We start from the raw sequence: 17,038 nt of genomic DNA, 5'->3' as shown, positions 1-17,038 counted from the left end.
TTATTTCCTGATTTTTTTAGCCACACGCAATTTAGCAGAATGCGAGCGGTTATTAGCTTCTAATTCTTCCTGACTAGGTAGGATTGGCTTGCGATTAACTAAGGCTACCTTAGGTTGGAGGTCTTCAGGAATAAAAGGTAGACCTTTAGGCACATCTACCGTACTGGCTTCCTTGAAAAGCTGTTTAGTCAATCGATCCTCCAAGGAATGGAAAGTAATGACCGAAATACGACCATCCACAGCAAGTAAATCCAAGGCCTCTTGAATAGACTCATCCGCAGCACCAAGCTCATCGTTCACTTCGATACGAATAGCCTGGAAAATTTGCTTGGCTGGATGGCCCTTCTTCTTCAATTCCTTAGCAGGCTTAGCTGATTTAATGATTTCCGCCAGTTCCGTCGTGGTCTCAATTGGTTTAACCTGACGAGCCTGTTCAATCTTACGTGCAATCTGTTTAGAGAACTTGTCCTCACCATACTTGAAGAAAATACGCACCAAATCGTTGTAAGGATAGGTATTGACCACATCATAAGCGGTAAGACTCGCTTCCTCATTCATGCGCATATCTAGCTTAGCATCCTGTTTATAGGAGAAACCACGCTCACGCTCATCCAACTGTGGGCTAGAGACACCTAAGTCATAGAGAATGCCATCAATTTCAGACACTCCCAAGGCTTCAAGGTTGGACTTGAGATTACGGAAATTATCCTTGATGAAAGTCACCATACCCTTATCAATATAGTCCTTAAGACGCACTTGAGCATTATCAATAGCCTTTTGGTCCTGATCAAAGCAGTACAAATGACCCTTTTCAGATAATTGCGACAAAAGATAAGACGAATGTCCTGCGCCACCCAAGGTCGCATCTACATAGATGCCATCGGGCTTGATATCAAGCATATCAACAGTTTCGTGTAAAAGAACGGTTACATGGTGAAATTCATTAGTCATAACTTTTATTATAGCACAAGAATAGAGAAATTGTCTCGTTCTGTAAGTTGACAGGATAGTAAAAGAGCCAGATCCAAGGCCTGACTCTTTAGTTTCTATATCATTTGATAAGATTAATCCACTCGATAAAAATAACTTTCCGCAGATGGCATCCCATTCGTCGCTAGGATACGATCCTTACTATTATCTCCCGCATCACTAACCCCCTTAGGACAAAGCTGAATTGGAGTATTACCTACTGGACTAGAATCAACATAAGTTAGACTATATATCCCAGACACATACTGATTTGGTGAGACTTTGTCAATAGGGTAAGTAGAACCCCAGAGATTCAACTGTCCATCCGAAGTAATGGTGATGGTCTTTCCATTTGAAGACTTCCATGTTCCTACAGCCGACTTGTAGTTACCATTTTTGAGTTCATCAGGCTTGAGGGCTGATGAACTTGTTTGAGTTTGTGACGATGTGCTCGAGCTATTATTAGTAGGGGCACTGCTCAGATCCTTCCAATCCCAATTAGAAAGATCAACCTCATCTGCACCCGAATCACTGTCCTCTTTTACAAGAGACTGACCATCACTACTAAAGCGGTAGCCTGCACCTCCACCAGCCATAGCACCAGCACTACCATAGTAGCTGAAGGTGTTATCCATGAGGTAGGCCAATGTCATACGCTCACCCAACATGCCCAGTTGTGAACCTTCTGTCAGACGAACAACCTGACCACTATCCTTAGAGATAGTGTAAATATCCGTAATCACATGTTCTTTAAAAAGTTTACCTGGCTTAAAAGCAAGAATCAACTCATCAACACCATTACCATCCAAATCACGGTAAGTATAGACCGTTGAGGCAGGACTTGTTTGAGAATTAGCATAGGTCACCACCAAAGGATTAATTGAAGCGTCAGTTTGATTGTCAGCTACAGCTGTTTGATACTTGCTGATGATGGCATCATAAGCAGAGGTATCTACTTTCTTCTCTTCACTTGAACTTTCGCTACTATCTGATTGGGACTGCTCTACTGATGAAGATGAAGTCGTCGCTGTTAAGCCATTCTGCAGGTTTGAACAAGCTGTCAAGAGGACTAAACTAGACAAAGCCGTCACTAACACTAAAACTTTACTTTTCATTTTTAGTCTAACTTTCCTTCTCTTTGACTCTTATTCTGCTGTTCCAGAGCTAACATCTGCGCTGTAGGCAGGGGCTGTATAGCTTGAAGCCTCACTATGTGACTCGGTATAAGTTGTTGGTGGCACATAGTTATACTGAGGCGCTTGATAAGTCTCTTGTGCTGAAGAAGGCGTTGGCGCCGATGCTACCGCAGGAGTTGAGCTTGCTTCTGTCTGACTAGCTGCTTCTACCGTTGAGCTTGCTGACGATGATTCGCTTGAAGACTCACTTGAAGTTGAAGAAGATGACGACGAACTTGAGCTCGATGACTTGGATGAAGCCTTGGGTTTGCTTGATGATGACTGCTTAGTCCCCACCTTAACTTGGACCTTAGCATGATTCTGCGCAGGTTGCAAAAAGACAATAGCCAATGCCAAAAGAATAGCCGGTAGGGTAAATGCCAAAATAAGGTAACGTTTTTCTTTTAAATGACGAAGTAGTTTCATAGAATATTCACATTTCTTAAATATATTTTAGTATTGATTAGTCTCAGATAAGATTATATCAGAAATATTAAAATGTGCAACATTAACATAAAACTTTTTTGACATTAGAAAAACCAACTCAAAGAGTTGGGTGATTGTCATTATTGCTTTGGGTTATCGACGTTGTTCAATGGCACTTCTACTTTTGTTGGTTGACATAGTAGAAAAATAAGGATAAAAATACCGACAAATGGGATTAAAGGAATAAAAATATATGCCCAATGATAGCCAGCATCTCGCAAACGACGAACAGCTACAGCAATACAAGGTAAAACCGCAGAAATACCATAGGCAAAAAAGATAAGTAGTAGGATAACACCAATAGTAAATAAATCGCTTGATCCTGTTTCAGCTGCCATTCTTTCAAACACTGCTAGGAGCAAATACCAAGTAAAAAAAATCAATACATGTGCCGAACATGCAAACCAGTAATCTGAAGGTGTTGAACGTCCCGTAAAATCAACATAGCCCTTCCAAAATTTTTTGTAGGCTTCAATCATAATAAAATCCCCCTTTTTTATGATACTTCCAGTATAACAAGTGACAAATCAACTAAAAAACAGCCTAGCGAGGCTGTTAAGTCATTATTATTGCTGTGGATTATTGAAGTTGTTAAATGGATACTCAACCTTAGTTGGTTTACACAACAACACAATTAAGATAATACCACCTACAAATGGGATAAATGCAACAAAAATATACGGCCAATTGTAGCCAGCATCACGCAAACGACGAACAGTTACAGCAATACCAGGTAAACACGCAGCAATACCATAGGCAAAAAAGATAAGTAGTAGGATAAGTGAAATAACAGCTAAAAAGCTTGAATCAGTTGCACCTGCAATTCCTCCAAATACTGCTAACAACACATAAAAAGCAACGACAGTTAACATATTTGCCAAATATGCAAACCAGTAATCTGAACGTGTTGAACGTCCCTCAAAATCTACGTAGCCCTTCCAAAACTTCTTATAAGCTTCGATCATAATAAAATCTCCTCATTTTTTGATAATACTACTATACCAAAAGACCGGTCTTCTGGCAAATTGACTTAAAAACAGCCTAAGGAGGCTGTTAAGTAACTATCATTGCTGAAGATTATTAAAATTGTTGAAAGGAAATTCTACTTTTGTGGGTTGACAAAACAAAACCAACAGTACGATATCACCTATAACAGGCGCATAGCGTAAGAAAATCAATGCCCAGTGAAAACCGGCATCACGTAAGCGACGCACCTGAAGGGCAATAGATGGAATATAGTTAGCAAAACAATATAGCATTGCAAACCCATACAGTAATTTGAAAATAACATGATAATGACTATTCGGACTATCAAAAACAATTACAACTATAACTATGCTAAATAAAATGATAGTTACTATAGTATTTGCTAGAACTGCCAACCAATAGTCTGAGCGAGTTGAACGTCCCGTGAAATCGACATAGCCCATCCAATACTTTTTATAAGCTCTAAACATCACAAAAGCTCCTCATTTTTGATACCCCCAGTATAGCAAAAGCTTTATACTCTAGCAAATAGACCAAAAAAGCCCCATGAGGAGCTTGATGGTTTATTTTCTAATTTGACCTTGGCCATTAATATAGAACTTGGTTGAGGTAAGGGCCTCAAGTCCCATTGGACCGCGGGCGTGCATTTTTTGGGTTGAGATTCCGATTTCAGCACCTAGTCCAAAGACGAATCCATCTGTGAAGCGGGTTGAGGCATTAACATAGACAGCTGCAGCGTCAACATCATCTTGGAATTGCTCCGCACGACTGATATCCTGAGTTACGATAGCCTCTGAATGCGATGTCGTGTAGGTATTAATCCAATCAATGGCCTCATCAAGGCTGTCTGCCACTTTAACAGACATAATATAATCAAGAAACTCTGTCGCAAAATCTTCTGGTGAAGCTGGTACAGCTTTTTCCATAAGTTTCAAAGCCGTTTCATCCGCACGGAACTCAACAGCCTGAACTTTTGAAATAGCTTTTTCCAAGTTAGGCAAGAAGTCTTCCGCAATATCAGCATGAACAACGAGAGATTCTGCAGCATTACACACACTTGGTCGCTGAGTCTTGGCATTGATGACAATCTGTGTCGCCATATCTAAATTAGCATATTTATCCACATAAATATGACAGTTACCAACACCCGTTTCGATGACAGGAACCTTGGCTTTTTCTTTAACTGTTTGGATGAGACGGGCTCCACCACGAGGGATGAGCAAGTCAACATACTTGGTCGCCGTCATGAGTTCTTCTGCCACCTCATGAGAGGTGTCTTCAACCAGCTGAACAGCATCTGCTGTGATACCCGCATTTTCCAAAGCCTTACGGGCCACTGTAACCAAAGCCTTGTTGGAATTGATAGCATCACGTCCTCCACGAAGAATAATGGCATTATTAGTCTTAAAGGCAAGGCTAAAGGCGTCAATTGAAACATTGGGACGGCTCTCAAAAATCATAGCGATAACACCCATAGGAACACGTTTTTGAACGATTTTGAGTCCATCCAGATTCGTATAGCCACGAACTACTTGACCGATTGGGTCCTGAAGATCTGCCACCTGACGGACACCCTCAGCAATCCCTGCGATACGGTCTTCCGTCAAGAGCAAGCGGTCTTGCATAATCTCTGAAATACCATTTTCCTTGGCATTGGCCATATCCTTAGCATTTTCAGTGATAATATAGGCACTCTCAGCTACTAGAGCTTTAGCTACCTGATTTAAAAGGTCGTTTTTAGCTGCTGTTGACAATTTAGCAATCCGACGACCTGCCACCTTGGCCTGTTGGCCCAATGTATCGATATATGTCATCTTAGTCCTCCTGTTTAAAGAGTGTACCAATCTTGGCTCCTTCTAGGACACGAAGAATGTCACGTGGATTTTCACCATTCATCAAAACCATTTGGCTTTGATTTTCAAAAACCATCTGAGCTGACTTAATCTTACTCATCATACCACCTGTACCAAATTTACTACCGGCACCACCAGCTGAGGCTATAATTTCCTCTGTAATCTCTGGGACATAGCTACGGAGGGTGGCATCCTCATAGACATTTGGGTTCTTATCGAAGAGCCCATCAATATCTGACAACATAATGAGTAGGTCAGCATCAACAATCTTAGCTACGATAGCTGACAAGCGGTCGTTGTCCCCAAACTTAGTCGCATGATCCATCTCATCTACGCTGACAGCGTCATTTTCATTCACGACTGGAACAACTCCCAGTTCAAAGAGGCTTTCAAAGGCATTGATGGCATTGGCCAAACTCTCGGGATACTCGACCACATCACGGGTCAAAAGCAACTGAGATACCTTCGTTTGGTAATGTGAAAATACCTGAGAATAAAGGCTCATCATGGCCACCTGACCTACACTTGAGACAGCCTGTTGCTTACCAACCTCTGCTGGGCGTTTCTCAAGATCTAGCACATTGAGACCAAAGCCCATGGCACCAGAGGATACGAGAACAACCTCAATCCCTTTATTATGTAGGCTAGAAATGACAAAAGCTAATTGATCGATTTTTTCAAGATTAATTTTCCCTGATGGTAAAACCAGAGAGCTAGTCCCGATTTTGATAACCAGGCGTTTTACTGAGTCAAAATTTCGTTTCATGTTTATGATTATACACTAAATTCAGGTACTTTAACATATATAATGCATAAGTTTACATATTAAAGATTTTCAGTAAAAAAGAATCCCTCCAATCGGAGAGACTCTTTAAACAGTTTGTTCTAGGCAAAAAACATGGCTCTAATACGTTTCCAACGTCTGCGGTCAACAAAGAGATAAACGATTAGGGCAATTAAAGCTATAAGCCCAGATACTATAGCGTTGACTACTAGGGCAATCCAGAACTTACTTGCAAAGAAGACAATACCTCCTAGCAAGGCAGCGATGAAAATTGTAAGAATAAAGATACCCATATAGAGCCACTGTCCGCCACCCCGATTGAAGAGCTGAGTGACTTCCTGCCAATTCACTTCCAATAATTTAAGGTCACGTTCAAAGAAATAGCCACCTACAAGGTAGGTTGTTACCAGAAAACCAAGAGCGAAACTTGCCACCAAAATAGGATGGAGATGTGCAAGGAATATTAAACCAAATCCTCCTAGTAAGAGGGATACACCGACTTGCAAGCCATAGAAAATCCAAAACTTTTGACGAAGATAGTCACCCGTATTGATTGGTAGGCTACGAATAAAGTCAAAGTTTGTGCCCTCTAAGGAAGTTGCTACACCAAGAAAACTTGTTGGTTGCGCTGAAAAGAAACCAAAGGCAATTCCGACTAAAAGCATGAGCCCGAAATAGTCTGGGCCTAAATCTTTCAAAAAGAACGCACCTCCACCCAGCATGATCATATATAAGACTGGTACCACATAGGTATTGATAATGAGGGTTGAGTTTCCCAAAGTAGATAAATGATGGCGAACCAAGACCTGTCTTTGACTTCGAGTAACAACTTTTACCTGAGTCTTTCTAGCCTTTTTGTTATAAATCGCTTCGTGGAAATAACGAGGCATTCTGACTTTATAAAACCAAAAACCCAAGATAAGCACTGAGATAAGAGGAAGATAAAAATTTAGTAGAGCCTCTGGAGATAGAGGAGCAGCTACCACATCATAGTAACCTCTTAGATAAGGCAATAAAGGAAAATCAATATGTCCAGCACCCTTAATATAACCATTAAGAAAACCAACCATCATGATAGGGAACATAATCAATAGGGTTGACAGGGTCATCAAAATAGTCGAATAGAGCTTTTGACGAGAACTGCGAACAATCAGCGTTCCAATACTATTAGACAGAATCACTGAAAAAACGAGATTGATAAAGAGAGAAACGATAAAGGATAGAAGCCCCACGACTATCCCCAGTGGGCCAATAAATTGCCAGTAAGCTAGAATGAGAAGACTAAGGATAGGTACCATGAAGGTCATCCCAACCATAGAACCTGACAAGGTCTTGGCCAAAAAGACTTCTGACGGCTTTAAGGGAAGAGGCAGATAAGCCTTGCTATCCTTACTATCGTAAAAGGTACTATAGAGAGCCGTAAAAGTCTGGAGAAGCCCCATGATTGAAAATGTCAAAAGATATAGGGTTAAGACTCCAGGATTGGCCTTATAATCGACGCCTACAAAAAGATAGCTATAGACAACCGTAAAAACAACTAGAATCAATAGTTGTTGTCTAAGCATGGCATTAACGATGGAGAAATTGGCTTTTTTCTTTTTCTCCTGACGTTTCTGTAGGTTAGTTACTGCTTGAGGATTAGCGTAGAGGAGATTAATTTTAAAAAGCTCCCAAACATGGTTCCAGTTCATGACTATACCTCCTCAATCTTACGTCCAGCCATTTCCAGATAAATGGTTTCCAAATCCTTGTCAGGGTACTGAGCCTTCAGTTCAGCTAGAGACCCTTGGAAGATAAGTTTTCCTTTCTTCAAAATAGCAATCCGATCACAGAGCTGCTCAGCTACACTTAAAACGTGGGTTGAGAAAAGGACACTATTACCTTCCTTGGCATGATGACGCATGGCTTCTTTCAAATCATAAGACGCCTGTGGATCCAGACCAGTCAGAGGCTCATCCAAAACCCAAATCTGTGGATTAACCAAAAGGGCACCGATGACAACAACCTTCTGACGCATACCGTGAGAGAAGGAAGAAATGAGGTTATAACGACTTTCCGTCAAGTCAAAGGTAGCCATGAGATCAGTCAAACGTTCCTCGACTTGACTAGCTTCCAAATCATAGATACGTGTCAAGAAGTACCAATAGTCATTGGCAGTCAAATTTAGGAATAGGTCTGGTGAATCTGGCACATAAGCGATTTTTTTCTTGATGGCATCACGATGTTGACTGAGGGCCATATCATCAACGTAAACTTCACCGTAGCTAGCTTCAATGATAGATGTCAAAATGGAAATGGTAGTCGTCTTACCGGCTCCATTATGTCCAATCAGACCAAAAATTTCCCCATCACGAATCTCGAGGTTAAGATCTGAGAGAGCATCTTTATCTTCATAACGTTTCGTTACGTGTTCAAAACGAATCATCTTTTATCCTTTCTTGAGAACATATTTAACAATAGTCTCATTTTACACTTTATATTAAATTATAAATTAGAATTATTGCTATGTTTTTCATGAACAATACTCTAATAATGCCGACAATAAGTTTAGATAAGGCTATTTCGTTACCTTCTCATTTATTGTATCATTTCAAAGGTACAATTTCAAGAAAACGTTTGTAAAAACGGGACAATTTTGCATTCGGTCTTTGATAATGCTAAACTTATAGTATTTAGAACAATAGGAGGAAAATCACTGGTGCCAACTGGAATTATCATCAACTCGCTATCTATTATTTTAGGAGGAATCGCTGGAGGTCTCTTCGGGGACTATCTCAGAGACGATTTCAAGGAAAATCTTAACCTTATCTTTGGCCTAGCCTCTATGGTTATGGGGATTAGCGCTATTATGAATATGGTTAATATGCCTGCGGTTATCTTTGCAGTAGTTATCGGTACCATCATCGGGCTGGCCCTAAAGTTTGGGAACCTCATCAACAAGGGAGCTGGGCTTATGGAAAAAGGCTTGTCCAAGATTACACCAAGCAAACAAACAGGGTTAGCTCACGATGAGTTTTATGCGCAGCTCTTGACAGTTATCGTCCTTTTTTGTGCAAGTGGTACAGGAATTTACGGGAGCCTTGAGTCTGGGATGACAGGTGATGCTTCCATCTTGATTTCCAAATCTATCCTAGATTTCTTTACGGCCATGATTTTCTCTTGTAGTCTAGGCTACATCGTCTCCATGATTGCCATTCCACAATTTATCGTTTTCTTCCTCCTCTTTGTGAGTGCTGGTTTCATTCTTCCTCTAACAACAAAAGCCATGATTGGAGACTTTAAGGCTTGCGGGGGCTTCCTCATGATTGCGACCGGTTTTCGTATTATGAAACTGCGTCAATTCCCAACAGCAGATATGATTCCAGCCATGATTCTGGTTATGCCTATTTCCTGGGCCTGGGTCAATTGGGTAGTCCCTTTAATTAGTTAATATTAGGATTAAACTAAACAAAAACCGTCAGTCTAATGCTGGCGGTTTTTGTCTGTTTTTATAGCTGTTATGGACTTGGATTATTAAAAACTAGTAATGTTTATGGTGTTTAATTCTAATTTTTCTAACCTTGTTTAGACTAAGATGAGTTTGTTATAATAACCCTTGTAGGCTTAAGCAACCTACAAGATACTTTTTTTCATAACTATTTCCATCCTCTAATATTTTAGCGAACTTACAATACTGATGGAAATCTATCGAAAAGACTGGTGTGTGCACACCGGTCTTTTTTGGTGGGATTGAGACACAAAAAAAACCACTCTTTCACTATGAAAGAATGGTTATGCTATAGCTTATACTTCTACGACTTCCAAGTCTTGTCCACCTAGGAGAATAAGGTATTTATCAATCTTATCTATTTGATAGGCTTGGCTGAGTGCTTTAGCATAGAGGCTCATTTGCCCTTTGTAGCGTTCCTTAAGCTCACCATGTTGAGTGAAGCGGTCCGTCTTATAGTCAAAGAGGACAATACGGTCATCAAGTAAAAGGTAGCCATCAATGATACCACGGACGACAAAGTCTTCTTTACTAGTGGGATCTTCTGCCAACATAGCAAATGGTGCTTCACGACGCAACTTATCACGGTTAGCTAGAATGAGCTTCCCAAGTTCGGTGTCAAAGAAGCCTAGTAGCTTTTCTAACTGCACGCGCGCCTTGACTTGATCATCTGCCGATACTCGACTCAAGGCCTGTGTCAAATCTTGGAGGGTCACCTTGTCAGAAAGACTCAAGCGTTGCATGAGTTCATGGGTGGCTGAACCAACTGCAGCTCCAGTGACCTTCGTTTTTTGCCCAAAATCTGGAAGCTCAAAGCTAGTGGATGTCTCAAGAGGTTGCACTTCCTCTTTCTTGTCCATAATATCCACCCCTTCGGTATCCATGACAGGTTCGTAGAAGGCTTTGAGCTGGCTCGGCGTACGCACAGATGGCAGGTCAATCGCTGGTGCATAAAGCTGGTTGAGTTTTTCAACACTTTCTAAGACCGTTAGGGCACGCTTAATGTCTTCCGTCTGACGATTGTTAGATAGATCATCAGCATCTACTGCTGCTTTAACTTCAACCTGACCAATAGCCTCTGGAGTCAACTCCTCAGCCTCAACAAAGCGAACAGTAAACTTGAGATCCTTTCTCATAAAGGCGGTATCCAAAGCCATAACCCAATCCTGATAAGTAGCGATTTGGTCACGTAGAGCTACTGGTAGGCGATTATTTTCAACATCCGTGCCAAATTGCTGGGTCAATTTCTCCTTACTGCCCTTACCAACTAGGTAGAGTTTTTTCTCTGCACGGGTCATTGCAACATAGAGCAGACGCATCTCTTCTGAGATACTTGCTCGGCGTTCTTCCCTACGATTTTCCTGGAAGGTTAAGGTCTCGAGAACAACATTTAACTTAGGCAAATTGGTATTTACCTGGTCTTTGAGGTCAGCTAGATACTTAATACCTAGTCCTTTTTCACGGTTGATGATGTACTTACCACTCAGTCCGTCCTTGCTGTGACCAATGAACTTGCGATTCATCTGCAAGACAAAGACATACTTGAACTCTAGTCCCTTGGACTTGTGAATGGTCATGAGGCTAACGGCATTTTTAGGAACCAAGTCTGTCACTTCCTCTAGGTCGTTACCACTAGAAATAATCTTATCAATCATACCAATAAAACGAGAAAGTCCCTTAAAACCAGTCTTTTCATAGGCATTGGCACGCAAGGCAAGGGCGTAGAGATTGGCCTGACGTTGCTCAGCTCGTGGAAGACTGCCAACATAATCATAATAGAAACGATCATCGTAAATCTTCCAGATGAGGTCATAGAGCGAGTGCCACTTACTGTAATCACGCCAATCTGCCAGAGTCTCAATGAAGAGAGTCAACTTTGCCTCAAGTCCTTGCGTCACGATTTCTGGATGAAGTCCTGATTTAGTATGAGCTGCAAGAAGCTTGTCATAGAATTGTCCTTTGTCAGCCTGGACAGCAATACGAGCCAAATCATCCTCGTTGAAATTAAACATCGGTGAACGAAGGAGGGCAACGAGGGCATAGTCATTAAGAGGATTATTGATGGCACGAAGGGTATCCAACATAATCATAACTTCTAGTGACTCTAGGTAGCTTGACTTGTACTCGTCAGGTACCAAGGGAATTCCGTGCTCCTCAAAGCTTGCCATCAAGTCCAGATAGGTGTTACGGGTTGGTGCTAGGAGGGTAATGTCCTCAAAACGTACACCCTGCTCGTGAAGTTTGATGATTTCTTTGATAACCAAGGAAATCTCGCCGCTACTAATAGGTTGATCAGCACCTTCTTCGTCAGGAGTCACACTAGCTTCATCACTATTGTAAATCAGAACCTCTGTTTCATTTTCAGGATGGGGTTCTTTTTGCTTATCGCTACCCGCTACCAGCATATGAGTCTTGTCATAGAGAATGTCCCCGATTTCCTGGTCCATGAGGTGGCTGAAAACACCATTAGTCGCATCAAGAACTTCAGATTGGCTACGGAAGTTCTCTTTAAGAAGAATCAGCTTACCTACATCTGGATTTTCAAGGAAGAGCTGGAACTTGCCGTTAAAAATCTGAGGGTCTGCCTGACGGAAACGATAGATGGATTGCTTGATATCTCCCACCATGAATCGATTGTGGCCGTTAGATAGGAGTTCCAACATGCGTTCTTGGGTATGGCTATTGTCCTGATACTCATCTACCATTACTTCATGGTAACGGTCACAGTAGCAAGCTGCCACCTCTGGATTTTCCTCCAAAATACGGATGGCAAAATGGGCAATATCTGAGAATTCAAAAGCATTTTCCTGAATCTTGGCCTGTAAATACTGGTCCGAAAAATCAAGTACAAAGGCCTGAAGCAACTCCAACAAAGGTAGGATGTCATCATTATGCTTGTTCAAAACCTCGAGGACTGTTAGCTGGGTATCAAGCTCTCGCAACTGGGCCACAAACTCATTTTTGGTCTTGTTGTAAGCTTCCTTGTAGGCCTTGAGTTCCTCGTCTTTAGGACGGGTCATATTGGTCAAACCAGTCCCTCCTGACAAAGTTAAGAGTTGTTTGAGCAGGTCCTCCATATCCGTTTGGTCATTGGCCAAGGCTCCTTCAAGAAGGCTAATGGCATCTGACACATTATTTAGATATTTGGCCTTGGCAAATTCACGCTGAGCTAGACCTAGATGGTCTCTTAAGAAGGCTAAGAAATCAGCCAACAAGCCATCTTTGAGCCCCTCTAAAAGCTCAGCTTTAGCTTTGTCTGGATTGGCCTCTGCCTGCCCTTTTAAAAGATTTTGACGTAGCCATTTTTCAGGACCTGCAGTAGCCTGAGAAAAGTTATAGACATCGTAAACTAAATCACGAAAAGCCTTACTAGTCTTGCCATTTCCTGCGAAGTTGCGGACCAATTTTTGGAAAAGTTGGGCATCCTTTCCTTGCATGTAATCGTTGAAAAGATCGGCATAAACCTCATTTTTCATAAGTGTCTGCTCGGCAGGATCTGTCATAATGCGGAAAATAGGTGACACCCCCAGGAGATAGCCATACTGATTGACCAATTTCTGGGTAAAGGCATCCATAGTTCCAATATCAGCCGTTCCAATCTTGGCAATCTGATCTGAAAGAAAGGCACGCTCTTCATCTGTCTCTACCTGTCCCAGCTGCTCTGTCAGACGTTTTTCCAGACGCTCTTTTAACTCACCTGCGGCCTTTACCGTAAAGGTTGAGATAAAGAGTTGGTCAATGCCAACACCACGTCCAATCATATCAAGGATACGCTCAACCATGACAAAGGTTTTTCCTGATCCCGCCGAAGCTGACACAAGAATATTACTACCATTACTGTAAATGGCCTCAATCTGCTCAGGTGTTAACTTGCGTTCCTTGTCAGAAGCTGCTTCTTGGGCAATGCGTTCCTTAATCTCTGTTGGACTTAAAAAAGCTTTAGTCAACATGGTTGTCCTCCTGGTCTTTTTTGTCTGCTGTCACAGCTTGATCGGTGACAAGAAAGGGGATAGCTTTTTCAGCAACTTGCATTTGATTATCTTCCTCATCTTTTGCCATCAGCTCCAAATAGGCTTCCTTCTTGCCCTTGCTTGGTAAACGCAAGAGTTTTCGCGCCTGTCCCATGTGGCGGTCGGCCTCAAAATGAGTAATAGACTTGATTTGATCCCCTTGAACAGACTTGCCATCCTCAGTATAAGGATTGACCGCAAAATTCCCGCTTCGAATAACCTCAGCAGCACTTGTAAAGAGCTTGATATTGTAGTCTAGCAAGGTTTCTAGGTCCTCCTTGTCATAGGTGACAGTCTTTTGCAAATCATAGTTTCCACCAGTCAAATGCTCTGTTTCTGAAGCCACAAAAAGTCCCTTATAGGTTAATTCCTTATGAGCCTGAGCTGCTAGCTTATCCAGACCAAACTGAGCTAAGTTAAGTTGTGGGTCCTGCATGTGAAGATACATGGCACCAAAAAGCTGGTCAGCATCAACCTTATAGGTCTGGCGAAGGGCTTCTAGATAGGTCACCAATTGCGGACTAAGGCCATTGTAGAATTTTTGAATGTCAAAGACATTTTTACCTGATTTGTAGTCAACGACACCCAGAGCCCCATCCGTTAAACGGTCCACACGGTCAATAATCCCTGTAATCTTGATGCTATTTGCTAAAAGCAAGTCAAACTTGGCTTCCTCACGCTCAACCTTAACAGCCGCATTATCACGCAAAACACTGGCAGTTGAACGGGCGATATCTTCTAAAATCTGACGAGACAAGCGACTCTCTTGGTCCTCTGTATAGAGAAGTTCAAAGGGCTGTTCCTGATTGGTCTGAGCAATAGCCTTTTCCAATTTATCATCGAAGTTTTCTGACGAAGAATCACCCATGACACGCTCAAAGACACGGTGCAAGTAAGTCCCATGGTGTCGAGCATCTGGATGAATGGACTCCAACTCTTCAAGCCCCAAAACATAACGCAAGAAATAAAGATATTGGTTGTTATAGAAGGTCGTCAGAGCCGAGGCTGATAATTTCAGTGGTTCTTCCCCCGGAAAGACTAGCTGCATGACTTGATCATCCACCTTGGTTGTCGTCACATCGTCAATCACATTTGGAATCAAGACTTGGTCCTTATCAAGTCGCTTACGGAGATAACGCACAGCAACGGACCAGAAAGTCTGCGTTTCCTTATCCAAATCAGCATCTAGATGGCTACTGTTAAGGGCAATGACAGTTGATAGAAGGTCCTTGTAGTTCCCAATCTGGTCACCCTTAGCCTCGAAACGATTACGTCCCTTTTCAACCAAAGAAAGACCAAGGTCAAGCAGCTCTTTCAAATAAACCGACATGTCATCCTGCGTCTCATTGAGAATTTGTGGCTGACTAAGCACCAATTGTTCACTAGCCGCATTAAAAAGTGACATAGCCACAAAATGCCCCCGCTGACTATTGCTCTGCGTAACAATATCCAAACTCCTGTCTTCATCCGTCGCCTCATTGATACGACTACGTTCCTCGTCAGACAGGAGACTCTTATTTTGCCCTACCTTAGGAAAATGTGACTGGGTCATCCCCAAGGCAAAAACATAAGGAGCAGAGTGTGGTTGAATCAAATCGTATTTCTTCACATTGACCACATCGACAGTAGCTGGAACCGTACGGTAATCACAGGCCAACATTCCCGAACGCAAAATGGACAAAAAGTCGTCCACTGACAGAGTTTCTTCCCCAAAAATAGTCTCAACCTGCTCCAAGAGTTGTGTGAAAGCCTTCCAGACCTGTTCGTTCTGTTCTTTTTCGGCCTCACTGGCCTTGGCAGTCAAACTAGCCATCTGACTTGGCACTTGCACAGCCTCTAAAAAGACCACTAGTTTCTTGAGTAGACTAGAACCCTTTTGTTTGCGACTATTAAGCAACTTGTCCAAGGGCTCTACCAGTTGTGAGCGCAAGGCATTAAGCTGGTCTAAATCATACTTATCACGACTATTGGCCGTAAAATCAGACAAGAACTTGTGACGCCCCTTGATGTCTGCAAAATTGACATAATACTCAAAAAGGTCTAAGTCCTCTTGAGCAAAACCGCCATAGAGACCGGATTTTACGAGATTAAGCAAATCCTCAGCACGATAATTATAGCGCTTGATACGTTCCAGCGAATCCACAAACTGCACCAAAGGATGGCTAGACATGGTTTCTTCCTTACCGAAATAATAGGGAATATCAAATTTTCGGAAAATCTGCCCCACCTGAAGCTTATAACTCTCCTCATCACCAAGTAAGACCAGAATATCCTTATAGCGCTTGCCATCTGCCAGCAACTGACGAATACTCTTGGCAACCTGAGCCACCTCTTCCTTTTGGTTGACCACTTCCCAGACCTGCAAGGCTTGCTTGTCTTGGTCGGTCAACTGCTCGTCTACCGTACTAAAATCATGACGGCTCTCCAAAAGACGACTAATGCGCGCAAAAGAAGGATTGCCCTCTTTGTCAGTCGTCACGTAGTCGGGTGTCACCTTATAGGTCTGAGCCAAAGTTCTCAAAAAATCCACTGAGGCCTGATAAACATTGCCGTAAACAAAGTTAGCCTTATAAGCCTTTTGACTGGCATAAGTCCCAATGACAATTTGGTGACACTTATCATTCAAGAGGGCAACCAGAGCCTCCTCCTCGGCAGAAAAACGCGTAAAGCCATCAATGACCAAAACCGTGTTACCCAGGGCCTTATCCAGATGGCCTGAGGTAATTTCCTTGAAGAAGGCACTAAGTTTTGATTGATTGTCAAAATCTCCTGCCAACAAGAGATCCTGAGCCGCACTGAAAATCCTGAGCAAATCCTCTTGTTTCTCAACCTGATCCAAATGCTGCAAATCCAGAACCGTCATATTAGCCTGTTGCAACTCTTTGTAAAGGTCTACCAATTGATTAATAAAGTTACTATCCTTGCGCAAACGGCCATAAACCTTGAGCTCATCATCGCCCATATGTGACAACACCTTGTAAAAAATCATGGCCAGACCAGTATCATCCAGCTGAGTCTTTGGGTTGCTCGTATTGAGAATAAAATATCTCGCCATCTGAGTAAAACGAGTCACCGTAATCTCAAAGGATGCTGACTGAGGCAGGTATTCCAAGACCTTACGCTCCTTCTCAAATGACAGGGCATTAGGGGCAATATAAAAGACCCTTTTCCCCTTTTGAGCATAGCTGGTTGCCTGCTCCGTCAGAATTTCTGTTAAATCCTGAGACATATCCGTATAAAGTAATTTCATAAGACGTCCCTTTCTTGTCTCTACACCAGTCGTTAGG

At 42.2% G+C, this 17,038-nt stretch carries 13 protein-coding genes; 1 reads left to right on the top strand and 12 read right to left on the bottom strand.

What is annotated here, in order from left to right:
- The 10 genes from rsmH to ACT170_RS09575 all read right to left on the bottom strand — a co-directional run bounded on the left by rsmH (position 1) and on the right by ACT170_RS09575 (position 8,679).
- A complete protein-coding gene (gene rsmH, locus ACT170_RS09620) occupies positions 1 to 951 on the bottom strand; it encodes a 16S rRNA (cytosine(1402)-N(4))-methyltransferase RsmH (protein WP_002888254.1) in 951 nt (316 codons plus the stop codon).
- Between the two features lie 113 nt (positions 952 to 1,064).
- Complete coding sequence (locus tag ACT170_RS09615; protein ID WP_444818259.1) at positions 1,065 to 2,084, bottom strand: hypothetical protein; 1,020 nt, start codon at positions 2,082 to 2,084, stop codon at positions 1,065 to 1,067.
- Positions 2,085 to 2,114: 30 nt separating this feature from the next.
- Complete coding sequence (locus ACT170_RS09610) at positions 2,115 to 2,570, bottom strand: Wzz/FepE/Etk N-terminal domain-containing protein (protein ID WP_444818258.1); 456 nt, start codon at positions 2,568 to 2,570, stop codon at positions 2,115 to 2,117.
- A gap of 140 nt (positions 2,571 to 2,710) precedes the next feature.
- Positions 2,711 to 3,109, bottom strand: coding sequence for a DUF805 domain-containing protein (locus ACT170_RS09605; RefSeq protein WP_048790196.1), 399 nt, complete (start codon positions 3,107 to 3,109; stop codon positions 2,711 to 2,713).
- Positions 3,110 to 3,196: 87 nt separating this feature from the next.
- A complete protein-coding gene (locus ACT170_RS09600; RefSeq protein WP_002884632.1) occupies positions 3,197 to 3,595 on the bottom strand; it encodes a DUF805 domain-containing protein in 399 nt (132 codons plus the stop codon).
- A gap of 99 nt (positions 3,596 to 3,694) precedes the next feature.
- The gene (locus ACT170_RS09595) at positions 3,695 to 4,087 is read right to left on the bottom strand and encodes a DUF805 domain-containing protein (RefSeq protein WP_048790195.1); all 393 of its coding nucleotides are present in this window, start codon (positions 4,085 to 4,087) and stop codon (positions 3,695 to 3,697) included.
- A gap of 93 nt (positions 4,088 to 4,180) precedes the next feature.
- Complete coding sequence (locus tag ACT170_RS09590; protein ID WP_444818257.1) at positions 4,181 to 5,431, bottom strand: glutamate-5-semialdehyde dehydrogenase; 1,251 nt, start codon at positions 5,429 to 5,431, stop codon at positions 4,181 to 4,183.
- A gap of 1 nt (position 5,432) precedes the next feature.
- Positions 5,433 to 6,236: a glutamate 5-kinase gene (proB, locus tag ACT170_RS09585; RefSeq protein WP_155213150.1), complete on the bottom strand. Its 804-nt coding sequence runs from the start codon at positions 6,234 to 6,236 to the stop codon at positions 5,433 to 5,435.
- 119 nt (positions 6,237 to 6,355) lie between these two features.
- Positions 6,356 to 7,945 (bottom strand): ABC transporter permease, encoded by a 1,590-nt coding sequence (locus ACT170_RS09580; RefSeq protein WP_444818256.1) that lies wholly within the window; start codon positions 7,943 to 7,945, stop codon positions 6,356 to 6,358.
- A gap of 2 nt (positions 7,946 to 7,947) precedes the next feature.
- Entirely contained in the window at positions 7,948 to 8,679 is a 732-nt protein-coding gene (locus ACT170_RS09575) for an ABC transporter ATP-binding protein (RefSeq protein ID WP_214256934.1), read from the bottom strand.
- 273 nt (positions 8,680 to 8,952) lie between these two features.
- Here ACT170_RS09575 and ACT170_RS09570 point away from each other — a divergent pair, with 273 nt between their 5' ends.
- Entirely contained in the window at positions 8,953 to 9,684 is a 732-nt protein-coding gene (locus tag ACT170_RS09570; protein WP_002891763.1) for a DUF554 domain-containing protein, read from the top strand.
- A gap of 353 nt (positions 9,685 to 10,037) precedes the next feature.
- On the opposite strand, the gene addA is transcribed toward ACT170_RS09570, so the two are convergent.
- Positions 10,038 to 13,691: a helicase-exonuclease AddAB subunit AddA gene (gene addA / locus ACT170_RS09565; RefSeq protein ID WP_444818255.1), complete on the bottom strand. Its 3,654-nt coding sequence runs from the start codon at positions 13,689 to 13,691 to the stop codon at positions 10,038 to 10,040.
- Complete coding sequence (gene rexB / locus ACT170_RS09560; protein WP_444818254.1) at positions 13,681 to 17,001, bottom strand: ATP-dependent nuclease subunit B; 3,321 nt, start codon at positions 16,999 to 17,001, stop codon at positions 13,681 to 13,683. The genes addA and rexB overlap by 11 nt, the downstream gene beginning before the upstream one ends.
- Positions 17,002 to 17,038 lie beyond the last annotated feature (37 nt).

The sequence above is a fragment of the Streptococcus sp. cx1 genome (assembly GCF_052384325.1).
GTDB classification, from domain to species: Bacteria; Bacillota; Bacilli; order Lactobacillales; family Streptococcaceae; genus Streptococcus; species Streptococcus salivarius_G.
Note: the sequence above shows the minus strand (reverse complement) of the source record. Positions and strands in the feature narration are given on the sequence as shown.